The sequence below is a fragment of the Pseudomonas sp. NPDC098740 genome, from assembly GCF_044760065.1.
Classification (GTDB): domain Bacteria; phylum Pseudomonadota; class Gammaproteobacteria; order Pseudomonadales; family Pseudomonadaceae; genus Aquipseudomonas; species Aquipseudomonas rossensis.
Genome location: NZ_JBIWAM010000005.1, coordinates 81,491 through 95,565, shown reverse-complemented (window position 1 = coordinate 95,565; position 14,075 = coordinate 81,491). Strand labels below are relative to the sequence as shown.

At 57.7% G+C, this 14,075-nt stretch carries 10 protein-coding genes; 7 read left to right on the top strand and 3 right to left on the bottom strand.

Features of this window, described 5'->3' with window-relative positions:
- The first annotated feature begins 319 nt into the window (after positions 1-319).
- On the top strand, positions 320-550 hold the full coding sequence (locus ACIQU2_RS07990; RefSeq protein ID WP_007944895.1) for a VF530 family DNA-binding protein: 231 nt from the start codon (positions 320-322) through the stop codon (positions 548-550).
- Positions 551-552: 2 nt separating this feature from the next.
- On the top strand, positions 553-1,203 hold the full coding sequence (locus tag ACIQU2_RS07985) for a Pr6Pr family membrane protein (protein ID WP_403139878.1): 651 nt from the start codon (positions 553-555) through the stop codon (positions 1,201-1,203).
- Between the two features lie 89 nt (positions 1,204-1,292).
- On the opposite strand, the gene ACIQU2_RS07980 is transcribed toward ACIQU2_RS07985, so the two are convergent.
- A complete protein-coding gene (locus ACIQU2_RS07980; protein ID WP_403139877.1) occupies positions 1,293-2,078 on the bottom strand; it encodes a siderophore-interacting protein in 786 nt (261 codons plus the stop codon).
- Entirely contained in the window at positions 2,075-2,656 is a 582-nt protein-coding gene (locus ACIQU2_RS07975) for a PadR family transcriptional regulator (RefSeq protein ID WP_347806051.1), read from the bottom strand. The genes ACIQU2_RS07980 and ACIQU2_RS07975 overlap by 4 nt, the downstream gene beginning before the upstream one ends.
- A 515-nt stretch (positions 2,657-3,171) precedes the next feature.
- Between ACIQU2_RS07975 and ACIQU2_RS07970 the strand changes: the two genes are divergently transcribed.
- From ACIQU2_RS07970 to ACIQU2_RS07950, 5 genes are all read left to right on the top strand, one after another.
- The gene (locus ACIQU2_RS07970) at positions 3,172-3,666 is read left to right on the top strand and encodes a CS1 type fimbrial major subunit (protein WP_347806050.1); all 495 of its coding nucleotides are present in this window, start codon (positions 3,172-3,174) and stop codon (positions 3,664-3,666) included.
- A gap of 85 nt (positions 3,667-3,751) precedes the next feature.
- Positions 3,752-6,277, top strand: coding sequence for a CS1-pili formation C-terminal domain-containing protein (locus tag ACIQU2_RS07965; protein ID WP_403139875.1), 2,526 nt, complete (start codon positions 3,752-3,754; stop codon positions 6,275-6,277).
- 4 nt (positions 6,278-6,281) lie between these two features.
- Positions 6,282-7,493 (top strand): hypothetical protein, encoded by a 1,212-nt coding sequence (locus tag ACIQU2_RS07960; protein ID WP_403139873.1) that lies wholly within the window; start codon positions 6,282-6,284, stop codon positions 7,491-7,493.
- Positions 7,494-7,535: 42 nt separating this feature from the next.
- The gene (locus ACIQU2_RS07955; protein ID WP_347806047.1) at positions 7,536-8,279 is read left to right on the top strand and encodes a molecular chaperone; all 744 of its coding nucleotides are present in this window, start codon (positions 7,536-7,538) and stop codon (positions 8,277-8,279) included.
- Between the two features lie 33 nt (positions 8,280-8,312).
- The gene (locus ACIQU2_RS07950) at positions 8,313-8,813 is read left to right on the top strand and encodes a CS1 type fimbrial major subunit (protein WP_403139871.1); all 501 of its coding nucleotides are present in this window, start codon (positions 8,313-8,315) and stop codon (positions 8,811-8,813) included.
- 132 nt (positions 8,814-8,945) lie between these two features.
- Here ACIQU2_RS07950 and ACIQU2_RS07945 read toward each other — a convergent pair whose 3' ends face one another.
- The gene (locus tag ACIQU2_RS07945) at positions 8,946-14,066 is read right to left on the bottom strand and encodes an NEL-type E3 ubiquitin ligase domain-containing protein (protein WP_403139870.1); all 5,121 of its coding nucleotides are present in this window, start codon (positions 14,064-14,066) and stop codon (positions 8,946-8,948) included.
- Positions 14,067-14,075 lie beyond the last annotated feature (9 nt).

Sequence of the window (14,075 nt, the reverse complement as noted above, 5' to 3'; positions counted from 1 at the left end):
GGCAGTATGTCGCGGGCAGCGGAAGCGTTTCAGCTTGACGGGCGCAAGGATAATGTCCTGTTACAAATAGAGAAAGCGCTTTTAACGACATGGAGCGTTTCGGATTTGGTAACAGTCAGTGGAAAAGATCGCAGCCTCGTTTCACTCGACAGCTCCTACAGGTGAACGCATTCCAATGTAGGAGCTGTCGAGTGAAACGAGGCTGCGATCTTTTGCGTTTCACCTACATTTAACTGACCGCACACAGATCGCTTCCCCCCAACGAAGCCCTCGGCTAAGGTGCGCGGCTTCCCATTCTTTCACCGCTCGAAGGCCCGGCATGACCGAACAGAACAACAACCCGCTGCACGGCGTGACGCTGGAGCAAATCCTCAACGCGCTGGTTGAACACTACGAATGGTCGGGGCTGGCCGAGCGCATCGATATCCGCTGTTTCAAGAGTGATCCGAGCATCAAGTCGAGCCTGACATTCCTGCGCAAAACCCCGTGGGCGCGGGAGAAGGTCGAACGCTTGTACGTGAAGCTGATGCGCACCAAGCGCCCGGTCTGAGCATGGTCAACCCACCGACGCCAGGTTCTGCCGCGAGGCGTCGTTTTGTCGCCGTGGCGGCGGTGCTTGGCTGGGCGGGACTGAGCATTCAGCTGTACCTGATTTTCTACTCACGCTGGACGCTGGCGGCCAGCCTGCTCGGCGGGCTGGTCAGCTTCTTCAGCTATTTCACCGTGCTGAGCAATACGCTGGTGGCGACCGTGCTGACGTGTGAGCTGACGTCCCGCGAGTCGGCGGCGCGACGCTGGTTCTTGCAGCCGTGGGTGAGTAGCGGCATTGCCGTGAGCATCGCCGTGGTCGGCCTGGGGTACAACGTGTTGTTGCGTCATTTATGGCATCCGCAAGGCTGGCAATGGCTGGCCGATGAGCTGATGCATGACGTCATGCCCCTGCTGTTTCTGACTTATTGGTGGTGCTGTGTGCCGAAAGGCACGTTGCGACTGCGGCATATCGCTGCGTGGGTGATCTATCCAGTGGTGTATTTCGCGTACTCGTTGTGGCGCGGGCATCTGCTGGCGGTTTATCCCTATCCTTTCATTGATGTCGGCAAACTGGGTTATCCACAGGTGTTTGTGAATGCCGGGGGGCTGCTATTGGGGTTTGTGGCGATAGCGTTGTTGGTGGTTGGGCTGGATAGACGTCATCGCCAATAAGGTCGCCAGGATCGCAGCCTGCGGCAGCTCCTACAATGGATCGTCGTACACCCTGTAGGAGCTGCCGCAGGCTGCGATCTTTTAAGGTTTCACTCGTCGTCGCTTTCATCCGCCCGCCAGTAACCCACGGCTTTGACGAACTGCTCGTTAAGCCCGTGCTCATCCAGCAACACCCGGCGTATCTGCCGCGACACTTTGCTCTCGGTCGCCACCCAGGCGTATAGGTTGCCGCTGGGCACCTGCAGCTGCTTCACGGTGTTCAGCAGGTTATTGCTGCCGCCTTCGCGCAGTACCCAGATCACATTGACCTGCGCCACGCTGTCGAGTTTTTGCTGCTCGGCACCGTTCTCCACTTCGATGATCACCAGTGCCCGGCGATTGGCCGCCAGGCCTTCCAGTCGACGAGCAATCGCGGGGATGGCCGTCTCATCGCCGATCAACAGGTAGCTGTCGAAAATGTCCGGCACGATCATCGAACCCCGTGGCCCGCCGATGTGCAGGAACTGGCCGGGTTTGGCCTGTTCGGCCCAGGTCGAGGCGGGGCCGTCACCGTGCAGTACGAAGTCGATGTCCAGTTCCAGTGCGTCGAGGTCAATGCGCCGAGGGGTGTAATCACGCATGGCGGGCATCGGGCCGTTGTCTTTGCCGGCACCGAGTACCAGGGTTTCCAGCGCCGCCTGCTGCGCTTCATTCTGTGGGAACAACAGTTTGACGTGGTCGTCCGTGCCGAGGCTGACGAAGCCCGCTAATTCCGGCCCACCCAGCGTGATGCGGCGCATGCGCGGCGTCAGGTCGACCACCCGCAACACTTCCAGGCGACGGCGTTTGATCTCGTGGCTGACACGGTGGATGGTTTGCACGATCACTTCAGTCATTCGGCTTGCTCCTGAGCGGGTTGAACGACAGGGCCATCGACGATGGCTTTGGCGGTGTTGTTAAGCAGGTCGCGCACCCGCAGGATTTCTTCCGGGCTCCAGCGGCCGTGATGCATCTGCAAGGCATGACGCAAGTTGTGCACTGCTTCGTGAATCTCGGCGGGGCGGTCATGGCCGCGCAATGAGCGCTTGCTGACTTCGATGCGCATCCGCACGCCGTCCAGTGCGATCGCCTGATCGCTTAACGACAGACGTCCGGCATCGGTGATGGTGTAGCGTTTTTTTCCGCCCTCGGCGTCGCCCAGGATCATTTCGCTTTCTTCAAGGAAGGTCAGGGTCGGGTAAATCACACCGGGGCTGGGGCTGTACGCGCCGTCGAACATGCTTTCGATCTGGCGGATCAGGTCATAGCCGTGGCACGGCTGTTCGGCGATCAGCGCCAGCAACAGCAATTTCAAATCGCCTGGGGCGAAGACCCGTGGGCCACGGCCACCGCGTTCGCGGCCGGGGCCTGGGCGTTTTTCGAAGCCGTCGCGGCCGTCGTTATGGTCGCGGTGTTGGGAATGATGGTCTCTCATTTTTCGCTGCTCTCGTCGTATTTAGATACAACTTAAGATATATCTTAAGCGCAGTGCAAGATGTTTTTTGCAAGGGGCTGATCTGTGCCGACGAGCGGTTGGCGCGGTCAATGATGCAATTCACCAGGAAATATCACCGTACATCAGCTGATTTTGTCGCCGATGCAGGAATTGCTTAATAGTTAAAGCTATTGCTCTAATAATAGTTGAGCTTATGTTCTAAAAATCCTGCAGGTCCATTGTTGTCTAGGCGAAGCCGCTGTATGGTTTTTTTAGAAAAACTGTATGTAGGCTGTAACTTACAGTCACTGTTTGGTGTTTGGGTTTTTTGTTTCTTTTTCCTTCTGGTCATGAGGTTGTTTAACTACGCGCTCATGGGAAGTTGCCTGCTTACTTTCCGGAACAAGAAGTCGAAGATGTTTCGGCGTTGGAAGTTTAAATAAAGCGACCTGTTACGGGTAAGCATTTTTTAACTTTCAATGAACCGATTCCATAAAGAAAACAGGTATTTAACAATGTTCAAGAAAATCGCAATCGCTGCCCCATTGGCTTTTTTGGCGCTGGGTTCCTCCGGGGCATTTGCCGCAGGTGAAGCTGCTCACTCCATCAGCATCGTCGCCCACGTGCCGACTAATGGTTTCTACGTGGTGCCTACCCATCCTGACCTCGTCAACAAGGATCAGGATATGAGCTTCCAGCCTACCACCGGCAAAATGGGAGAAGTGAACGGGTTCTTCGATGTTCGTAACAACAACGGTTCGGTTCACGCCAGCCTGGACAGCGCGCCAAAACTGATCTCTGGTTCCAATACCATTGCTTTGAAAGTGGAACTCAATAACAAGGAACTCAACTTGACCCCGCAAATGGTTGTAGGTGAAGCCGAGTCTGACGTGAACTTCCGCGCACCGCTGAAAATCAGTGCGGTAGGTACGACCTTCCTGCCGGGCGACTACACCGGTGTCGTGGCAATGACCTTCGACGCTGTCCCTCCCGTGGGCGGCTCGCGCTAACTTTCAAAGTCGCGCAAACCGACAGGGCAAACAGCATTGTTTGTCCCGTCGGACTTCAACTTGATCGTAATCAGAGTAAGAGTTCATGTTCCCGATGACCCCCATCGCGGCTGCGCTTGCGCTGTTGTTTTGCGCCAGTGCAGCGGCGGCTCCCGTTTCTTCCGCCGGTACGACACCGCGAAGTCTCCTGGCGCAGGCCAAAGGTCTTCCGACGGATTTCGAGGAGCATTTCTTTGATGTGCCTCTGGCTGTCCGGGTAGAACTCGATCAACAGCCTCTGGGAGAGGCCATGGTGGTGTTGTCTCGCGATGATCGCGTTACCCTGCTCGAATTTACCGACACCAGCGAAAACCGTTTCGGCCCCGCTGAACGGGAAAAATGGGCAAGTTATCTCAAGCCGGGTGTGCCGCTGGGCAATTGCACGGGATCATGCCCGGATCAGGTGCTGGCCGTGCACTACAACCTGGAAAGCTCGTTGGTTTCGATCCTCACCGAAAACGCCGAGCGCGATCTGGAGGCCAGGCGTTATTACGAGCAGCCGGATGGCGGCAGTAGCGGCCTGATGGTGCGCAACCAGCTCAACCTCAATGGCGGCCAGGATCAGGATCTGGGTGGGCGCTATGGCCTTGAAGCCAGCGCGAGCCTGGGCAACTGGAGCCAGACGTTCAACATGCAATTGGCCCGCCTCGGCGGTCCCGACGATAAGCTTTATCACGCGGTTCACGAGCTCTACACCCAGCGCGAACTGCAGGGCAGTTTCCTGCGCCTGGGCTATTTCACCCCAAGTTCCGAAGGGCTGACCCGTCAACCTCGTACGTTTGGCACCAGCCCCGATACCGCTGTCGGCGTCATGTTCGGCAGCTCTGACAGCCTGGCGATCAACAGTCCGATGCCCAGCGTCTACCCGATTTATGTCACGGCCAATCGCCAAGGGTCGGTGGAGATCTATCGCGACGGTCTGTTGATCAACACCCAGTCAGTGCCCGCGGGATTGCAAACCCTCGATACCCGGCCGCTGCCAGGCGGGATCTACGAAGTGGAAGTGCGCTTGGTCGAAGATGGCCAGATCACCTCCACTACCCAGGAGCTGGTCTACAAACCCAACAACTGGCGCAACCTCGATGAGCGCTGGCGCTACAACCTGTTTGCCGGTGAAGAAAGCAAACTGCTCAGTAACTGGGACCAGCAGTCCAGCGGCAGTCCTACGGCCGGCGCCTCGATCAATTACCTGTTGCACCCGCGAGTCATTCTCGGGTTATCGGCGCGGCAGATTCGCGAAAAACTGCAATACGGCAGTTCCATCGACTGGACCCTGGCCAATCACATCAGCCTGTATGCCAACGTGTATCAGACCCAGGATCATGGCACCGGTCTCGATCTGCAAAGTCTTTACAACTATGGCTCCGGTAGCCTGGTGATCAGCCACAACCGCAGCTGGCTGGACACCACCAACCTGTACGAAACCCTGCCAGACGGTACACGGGTGCGCCAACGCAATGTGTTCATGGGCGAAACCAGCAATTCATCCCTGGCGATCAACCATCGGGTCAGCAGTAAAAGTTCGATCAGCGGACGGGTGTCCCACAGCGAGGGCAACATCGATGGCATCGGTATGGATCTGGGTTGGACCCAGCGCGCTACGTTGCTTGGCAGCGATGCGAGTTGGCGTCTGTCGCTATTTGATCGCCCCGGCAGTTTCAGCAGCGGCGACGCACGCAACCGCGGGATCGACCTGAGCCTTAACCTGGCCTTGGGCGCGCCGGGCCAGCAGATCACCGGCAGCATCGGTTCGCGCACGGCCCGTGACGGCAGCCGCGACAACAATGCTTCCCTCGGCTGGCGCAAGGATTTGAAGGATCACGTGCTGCAAAACGTCTCGGTGACTGCACTCACTGACACCTACGGCGTGGGTGTGTCGAGCCTTGCCAACTTTCGTACCGACGCAGTCAATGGCGACGGTTTCGTCCAGCGTTCGTCCTACAACGGCAACTTCACCGGCGGTCTTAACCTGGACAGCACCTTGGTCGTCGGCGGCGAGCAAATGCTCATGACCAGCCATTACGAAATGCGTGGCGCGGGAATGATTGTCGACGTGGAATCAGACATCGACGACATCACCCTGCGCGCCGACGATTACAGCGGTGGCGGCGCGGCGTTGAAGCCGGGGCGCAATTTCATTCCGATTACCGCGTACCAGAACAGTTCGGTGAGCTTCGATTTTGAAGGCAATCACGTGCCGGCAGCGACCATCGAACCGCCGCGCACGCGCTATCACCTGAACAAGGGCGGGGTGGAGTACCGCAAGGTTAGGGTGATGAGAACCATGACGGTGCTCGGGCGACTGGTCGATGAACAGGGTCGGCCGCTCAAGGGCCATCACGTGATCAACCATGCCAGCCGCGGGGTGACGGAAGTCGACGGGTTCTTCTCGATGGAAATGAACGCCGGCTCACCGACGCTTGAAGTGCGCCAGGGCAACCAGTTGCTGTGCCAGTTCCGTCTCGATGCGAGCCGACATCGCAGTGAGAACAATGTGTTGATGATCGGTGATCTGCGCTGCACGCCGGACACCCTGGCGGACGTCGCCTCCAACGAGCAAAAGGCGGGGTGAATATATGAAGAAATCTACCTGTTATCTGGGGTTGTTAATGGCACTGGCGGTGCCTTCGGCTGAGGCGGCGAATCAGGAAATCAGAGCGTTGTTTCAGCCGGATCCTTCTCAGCCAAACAAAAATGCATTTCTCAACAAAACACCGAACAGTGGTTACTGCGCGAGCTATCCGGGTGAATGCGCTTCCAACAATATGTTCAGTATTCAGCTGCCGATCCGGTTCAACGCCAGCCGTTTCATCGGGGTCGGCGAAGGTATCCCATTGAAGGTGCCGGCCAACTGGCGACAGCTGACGGTGACCAATGCCGAGACCCATGAAACGGAGACTGTTGAAGTGCGCATCACCGGTGTTGGCTCCAGGTTCATTTTGAGCGAATCAGCGGCCAGTCTGGTGGGGGTGACCGACATACTCGAAGGTCATCAAAAGCTATGGACCAACAACAGTTGGGTCTACGCACCGGCACCCTGTCAATACAGCGGTGTTGGGGCTTACACCCCCACGAGTTATCGGTTTTTCTGGAAAACGCCCGTGGAAGCAGCTTGTGTCAAGGTGGCCGCTTACTTCATTCCCTCCATGTACTTTGACACCCTCGATATCGCCTATGAACTGCGCACTCCCAATCCCCTGGGCATGTCGAGCGGGCTGTACACAGGCTCGATTCCCTACACCCTGGGTCCCGGCGCCGATTTCGATCTGGGGCCAGTGATGCAACCGGACGACGCCAACCTGACCCTGGATTTCGTCCTCGACGTACAGCACACCCTGAAGGTTGACCTGCCACCGGGCGGCAACAAAGTTTCGCTGGAACCCGAGGGCGGGTGGCAACGCTGGATTGAAGGCGGTCGCAAACCGAGCAAGATCTACCGCGACCAGCTGTTTTATCTGTCGGCGTCGTCGCGCTTCAAAGTCATGATGCTATGCAGCTCGTCCGGCGGCACCCGCTGCAAGCTGTACAGCCCCAAAGGCAGTACCACCGAAGTGGAAACCTACCTCACCTTGCCCGACGGAATCATCGGGCCGGGCGGGCCGGTCAAGCTTTACCCGCTGAGATACAACACCTGGTCATCAGTCTTTCAACCAGGGATCTATGTGAATCGCAAGGCCGGCTCGCTACGTTTCGATATGCCCAAGGACTCCATCGATTTTCTGCTGCGGCCCGGCGTGAGCGACACGTTCAGCGGCAACATCACCATTATCTGGGACTCGGAAGTTTGACCGCTCGAGCCTGGCCACTTTGTTCTTATGGGATAAAAGACGATGAACCGTGTGTTTTTGCTGTGGGTGCTCAGTGTGTTTTTCGGGACGGCCAACGCCGGGCCGCAGATCAATGTCGGCACCGTGTATGACTATCTGGATGCGGATAAAAGTACCTACCTCAAACGGGTATTCAACAGCGGCGATGCCACCGCTTTCGTCAAGGTCAACGTACTGGAAATCGTCTACGAGGCCGACGGCACGCCGAAGGAAATACCGCTCGAAGCTGCCGCCGACGGCGCCTCGCGCAACGGCGTGATGGCCAGCCCGGCGCGGCTGATCGTGCCGGCCCAGGGCATGCAGGGCACGCGTCTGTTGTACATGGGCGAGCGAGACCGCGAGCGCTACTTCCGTGTGCGTTTCGTGCCAGTGGTACCGGAGAAGGAAGATGAATTCGCCGTCTCAAGCGAAGAGCGCGAAGACTACAAAAAGAACCTGTCGGCCGGGGTCAACGTGATGACCGGGTTCGGCACAGTCTTTTTCGTGCGCCCCAAAGATGCTCGCTTCGAGACCGTCATCAATGACACTGCCAGCCGCTACGAGTTGAAAAATAATGGCAACACCGTGGTGATCGTCGATGAATTCAAAAGCTGCTCATTGAGTAACGAGAGTGACTGTGGCGCGACCACCAAACACCACGTCATGGCAGGCAAGGCATTTGGCTTCGACAAGGAAAAGGGGCGTGAATACCGTTTCATCCTGATCGAAGGCGACAGCAAAAAAGTCCTGAAGATTGCCAGCCGATAGGTCGGCTTTCCATCGACACAACGGGTATTGAACATGATCAAGCAATGCGCCGCCGTCGCGCTGACGGCAATGACCGCACTGATGGGCTCTTTGACATGGGCTGCCCGGGAAGAGCACACCTTCGAGGTATCCGTGAGCATCCCGACGCGCTCGTTCTACCTGATCCCGGCCGAACCGGACTGGATTCACCGGCCGCAGCGGTTGAACTGGAACCCCTCGACATCGACCCTGAGCAGCGTGCGCAAGCACTTCGATGTGCGGCATGACACCAGCGCCATTGAAGCGCGCCTGGACGCAGCGCCGTACCTGTCGAACGGCAAGCCGGGCGACGACATTGCGTTGCGGGTCAGTTTCAACGGCGTGGAATTGAGCCCTGAAAGTGTTCCGCGCCAAGTGGTGTCGGCGGCCGAGGCGGCGGCGGGCAAGCGGGTGTTGCTGGAGATCGATCCGGTGATGCCGTCCGGGGGATACCGCCCGGGGGATTACAGCGGCAACGTACTGTTGTTGTTCAGCGCCAGGGCGCCGGGGGAGTGAGCTGAAACAGGCGCCTCGATATCCGGGATTCGGAAGTGGGCTGAGCAATGTGTCGATCGAGAAGCAGCGCCGAGTGATAAGACTCGGCGCTGGCGTAGGGTCAATCAAAAGATCCCCAGGCGCGTTACATTTTCAAAGCCCGGCTCGTGCCATCGCTGCCCGGGTCAGGTTTCTGGCCAACTCGTTCCGTGCATAGCCCATGTCTTGCACCAGCCTGTTGTAAAACGACGTGCTCATTTTTTCGCCACTGAACACGTCTTTCTCTGGAACGTTCAGCGCTCGGGCCAACGCTTCCAGTTTTTTCTGAAGCGGTGTTGTCTGAGCCCTGTCCTGATTATTTGCCCACTGGTTTTGAACCTCGCGCAGCTCTTCGAGCTGCCCTTGTTTTTCCTTGAAAAGTTGATCGTTCGACTCGAACTGTTCAGGGTAGGTTTTACGCAAATGTTGCTCCCAGAACGGGTTCTCGAATGAATCGACCATCCCATTGACCAGCCCGTCGCCTTTCTCCCGTTCGATGATCGTGTCATAGGCTGTGTCGATTTTTGCCCGATCTACCCCGGATCTCGGTTCAAACAGCATGCCCTCGGACTGCCACGGCAACTCCAGGCGTTTTGCCAGTCCCGTTTCAAACGCCAGGTGCACTTCCACATTATCCGGAGGGGTGTTGTTTGCCGGATTGATCAGAAACTTTTGCTTCTGGCTGCTGATTTCGGCTCTGGCGATATCACCGACCTTTTCCAGGCGAGCGGCGCTACGGGCCAGCCTGACCAGTTTGTCGTCGAGCACCGTGGGGGACGCCGATTCTGTGTACGCTTGCGACACCAGTACTTTGAGCCCCATGTTGTTGAACAGCTGCGCCCCGGCATCCGCGCAGCTCTCGGGATCATTGGCCTGTTTAAAAAGTTCTTCGCGCAAATCGGAGTCCAGCGCCATGGCATCGATCATTTGCCAGACGCGCTTGGTCAACTGCTTGCGAGCTCCGACGTCCTGGTAGTCCTGGCTTTCTCTCTGCTTACTGATGACCCTGAAAAAATCGGTGGAGCCGGGTTCGGCCATCACATCGTGCCAGGACTCTTCCCTGTGTACTTTGTAACCCTCGGACAAATCGAAAACCGATGGTGCGGTCGAGGACGGCTTCCAATGGCTCAGTTCATCCTCTACAGCTCCTGAATAGGCCTGCTGACGGGCAAAGCCCACGGATTCGCGGTAGTCGCCAAAACGGATCCGGTCGGCATCGGAAAGCCGCATGGTGCCGAATCGCGCACGTGCCAGGATGAACGCTTGATCCGACCCTGGTGCGACCTCCGGTACGGTCTTGATCGGGCATTGGCGCATGTCGAGAGCAAAACCACGCGGGCGGTTTCTCTCGCCGGCCGCGTCGCTGAAAAGACCTTGCGGCCAGTCTTCGATACCGGTATTTGCCAGACCTAATACTTTCAAGTCGCGCATGCCACCGACATTCGGGGGCTGGCGCAGCGGATTGCCGTCCAGCCTCAGAGTTTCCAGGTTGGTGAGGTTGCTCAACTGCTCGAGCGAATTGGCACTCAGACTGATTCGGTTGTCAGCCAAATCCAGGGTTGTCAGCTGACCCAGCTTGCCGATATCGGATGGCACCGTGGTCAATCCTGTGTTGCGGGCACTCAGCTGATGAAGGTTCGGGAAGTCGTTCAATAGACCGTTGCTGTCGACCGAAAAACGCGCTTTGTCCAGGTTCAGCACGGTGATCTGGTCAAGGTATTTGCTGATGTCGGCCAGCTTGCGCACTTGCTTCCACCAACTCTCGAGATCCGGACCCCTGATTTCGGAGGAAAGGTCCAGCGTATAGCCCCCGTGCGCAAGGATGCTGCGCTCGCCGAACGCTTCGCTCTTGCGTTCGAAGCACTCAAGCAGCCGTTCCTCGATATGCCTTCCGCCGTTTTGCAGGAAGTCCCTGTTAATCCCGGCGATGGGATCCCCGACACTGTCGAATTGAGTCGGTTGGTTGTCCCGCCACGCCTGTAAAGTGTTGCGCAATTGCTTGAGGTCATCCCTGATGCGGTCTATGGCCTGGTTGGGATCGCCCTTGGCACGCAATGCCTGAAGAAACCTGGTGACTTGCTGATCGCTCAATTGCGGATGCAGGTCCTTGATCCTCTGCTCCGGGGTTTTTTCGCCAAAGAACCAGAACGGACCACGCACCAGATTGGCGGTTTCAGTCGTGGCAACGGCGCGAATGGGCGGCTCCGCCAGCAATGTTCGGCGTTCGCCCGACGGCGCGGAGATTTCCATGATCCACAGTTTAAGCTGGCGACCGTGACCGCGCGCGTAACCCAATGCCGTGCGCTTGTCGTCGGGCAGGGCATTCAGTATCGCTTCGTAGAAGTCACCGGCTTTGTGCAGCTGCCGGTTGTCCCCGTCGAGCACCTCGTAGCGGCCCTGCTCATCGCGGATCAGTAGCCGTACCGTCGAGGCATCATCGGGGCCGACACTACAGCGTAGCGGGCCGTCAAATACGCCATCTCGCACCTCAATGCGAAAATCGCTCAGGCTCTCGTTATGAAGTGTCAGGGTTCTCAACGCTAGCATCTCAGTGTTCGGCACCATCATTTCGTCGCGATAAAAACCGTCGTAGGCGCGGGCGGTGGACGCTTCGAAATTCACTTCGCGCGCCAGGGTCTTGACCCTTAGGGGCAGGCGACTTTCATCGGCTATTCGCCGCAGTTCGGCTGGCTTTGCTTGAGCCAGGACTTTTTCCGCAAGCGGGAGCGGCATGTCCGGGAACGTCTGTTTCAGCACGCGGGTTTGCGCCCTGTTCGACCGCTCACCCGCCTGGTACAGGCGTTTGGAAATTTCGCCCTGATGCTGATCGACGGCCTCCGCCAATCGGTCACGCACTGCTTGGACGCGTTTGGCGCGTGGTACTTCGCGACCCAGCAGGGCGTTGATTTCGGTGTCATTCAAAAAGACAGAAACGCGTTCGGACAGCCGGCCGGACAGGAGCTCCGGCAGGCCGATGCTCAGGGTATTGGTGTCAGTTGCTTTGGCGTTGCCATAGGTGCGTGACTGACCAGTCAAGTCAGACCGTTCATAAACCTTCAGCGCCCGTTCGGCGGGCCAGCCCTGGAGCTTTGTCAGCTGTGGTACGAACCACACGGACGATGGGTCGAGCGGTCGTCCGGCACGGATGTTTGCACTGGCGATCTGCACCTCGTCAAAGGCGCCGAAGCGCTTGATCGCGTCGACCAGCAGCGGCGGCGGTGGTGCATGCTCGATATGCATCCACCGCAGTTCCCCTTCGTCGGTACCGCTGCTGATGCGAATCTGTTCGCGCTCGATTGGCGTAAAGCGCTCGACGCTATGGCCGAGGCGACGCATCAGCGTTTCACCTTCCCAATCGCCCGGATTCTCGCCCTCGAACATCCAGGCGCCGCTGCCGTTGTGTTCGAGCTTCGGCGAGTAGGCATTCGGTCGGGAGGGGTGTTTGAGGCGGTGCGTGGCGCTCGGGTCGTGCGAAGTGGTTTCAACGGCGTAGAGCTTGCCTTCAAGCGGCAGGATGTCCTGATTGAGGTGTCGATGCAGGCCGAGGACGTCGGGTTTCGAATCAGTGGGCAGGTTCAGACTGGCTTGTTCATAAGGCTTGAGATCGGAATGCCACAGCGACTGTTTGCCGTTGGGCAACGTGACCGGGTTCATGCCCTCGACCAGCGCCGACAATTTGAATCGAAGCGTGCTTCCAATCGCTGCACCCGCCCCGAACGCCGCCAGTTGAATGACGTCCGTCACCACGCTGATCATATGCTCGGCTGCTTCAACTGCCAGACCTTCGGCCAGATCGACAACTCCTTCAATGACATCACTCGTCAGTTGATAAGCGGTGTAGGCCATCATCAGTTCGCCCAGACCCGGCACGAATGGCGTGGCGATCAACAGGGCGACGTTGAAAAGGTCCGATACGACTTTCTTGAAGTTGTCCCACCAGGCCCAGCGCGCCTTGATATCTGTGTCAGCGGTGGACACGGCGATTTCACGCGCGTCGTTGAGGACCTTGTTGAGTTTCTGCTGGTAGGCATATGTCCAGTAACTCCGAGGAACTGGCAGAGACTGGAACTGCAAGCGAAGGTGAGGCACAGGTTCTTCGCGCCACGCCGGACGTTGATCCGTCCGATCTTCTTTGTCATGCCATTTGATGGTGGTGAGGCCTCGATCCAGATTGGCAAAAAAATGCCCGCGCTGCTGTTGATCGACAAACTGGCTGAAGAATTGTCGGTAACTCTGCCTTGCTGAGGCGCCGACCTTGTTTTCGCGCAACTGGCGCGCCAGTTCCGTCATGAAGGCGTCTGTTGATTCGTATTCCTTGAGCGGGTGATCCGGGTCATGGGGAACATAGGCAATGAGCCGTCGAATACCTCGGCTGTCTCGCATGACAGGAAGCAAAAGAACAATGCCGGTCATACGCGTCCCCATCATGGAGAAATCGCAACACAGCATTTGTTTCCCATTGAGGAGCGGTAGAGGTTCGTCCTTTGCCAGCGCCACTATCAGTTTGTAGGCGTCGTATTGGATATCCTCGGTCATCAGCGCCAGTTGCGCGGCGACGGCGAGTGCGTCTTTCTGGCTTTCAGTCACCATCTGTTGAAGGATGGCTTTGGCCATGGGGTCGCCGGGGAGCAGGCAGCTTTCGAGGTATGCGTTATATCGGGCGCCAATGTCCAGTTCCCGGCACAGCGCCTGGAACTGGCTGATGGTCATTTTTCGCTTGATTGGCAGGACATCGAAGTGCCCGCGATGGTCGGGTTCGGTGATGAAGTCCGAGCCGGTATCAACCTGTTCACTCTTTGCAAAGTTGTGTAGCGCCGCATCCAGCATGGACACGGTTCGGGCTGTGACACCATCCCGCAGGTCGATCACATACCAGGGCAAATCCTTGGGAAGGTACAGGCGCACGTAGGTCGTCTTGACGTCATGCTCGACTCCGTAACGCTTTTTGAGCTCTGCCTGGAGCAGGGGCGCGGCGAACGAATGGAGGTCCAGTTTTTCGAACAGTTTGTCGACCGTATTCTGCGAACGCCATGCCTTGAGGTTGGCCGCTTTCAGCTTGTCATGATGGGTGGCGGGCGATGTGGTGTACCACGGCTCAATCTTCAATCCAGTAGCCGCCAGTGCCCGGCCTCTGCCGACAGTGGCACCTTTGAAGTTGTTGCTGATGGTGTTTTTGATGAACTCGTAGTGCCGGCCCTTGTTCATGTTTTGGCCGAGCGTGGGAGCGTCAGACATGGCAATCAT

Bases quoted from the DNA above. Each gene is read 5' to 3' on its own strand.
- ACIQU2_RS07990 (WP_007944895.1), top strand. From the start codon at position 320: ATGACCGAACAGAACAACAACCCGCTGCACGGCGTGACGCTGGAGCAA.
- ACIQU2_RS07985 (WP_403139878.1), top strand. From the start codon at position 553: ATGGTCAACCCACCGACGCCAGGTTCTGCCGCGAGGCGTCGTTTTGTC.
- ACIQU2_RS07980 (WP_403139877.1), bottom strand. From the start codon at position 2,078: ATGACTGAAGTGATCGTGCAAACCATCCACCGTGTCAGCCACGAGATC.
- ACIQU2_RS07975 (WP_347806051.1), bottom strand. From the start codon at position 2,656: ATGAGAGACCATCATTCCCAACACCGCGACCATAACGACGGCCGCGAC.
- ACIQU2_RS07970 (WP_347806050.1), top strand. From the start codon at position 3,172: ATGTTCAAGAAAATCGCAATCGCTGCCCCATTGGCTTTTTTGGCGCTG.
- ACIQU2_RS07965 (WP_403139875.1), top strand. From the start codon at position 3,752: ATGTTCCCGATGACCCCCATCGCGGCTGCGCTTGCGCTGTTGTTTTGC.
- ACIQU2_RS07960 (WP_403139873.1), top strand. From the start codon at position 6,282: ATGAAGAAATCTACCTGTTATCTGGGGTTGTTAATGGCACTGGCGGTG.
- ACIQU2_RS07955 (WP_347806047.1), top strand. From the start codon at position 7,536: ATGAACCGTGTGTTTTTGCTGTGGGTGCTCAGTGTGTTTTTCGGGACG.
- ACIQU2_RS07950 (WP_403139871.1), top strand. From the start codon at position 8,313: ATGATCAAGCAATGCGCCGCCGTCGCGCTGACGGCAATGACCGCACTG.
- ACIQU2_RS07945 (WP_403139870.1), bottom strand. From the start codon at position 14,066: ATGTCTGACGCTCCCACGCTCGGCCAAAACATGAACAAGGGCCGGCAC.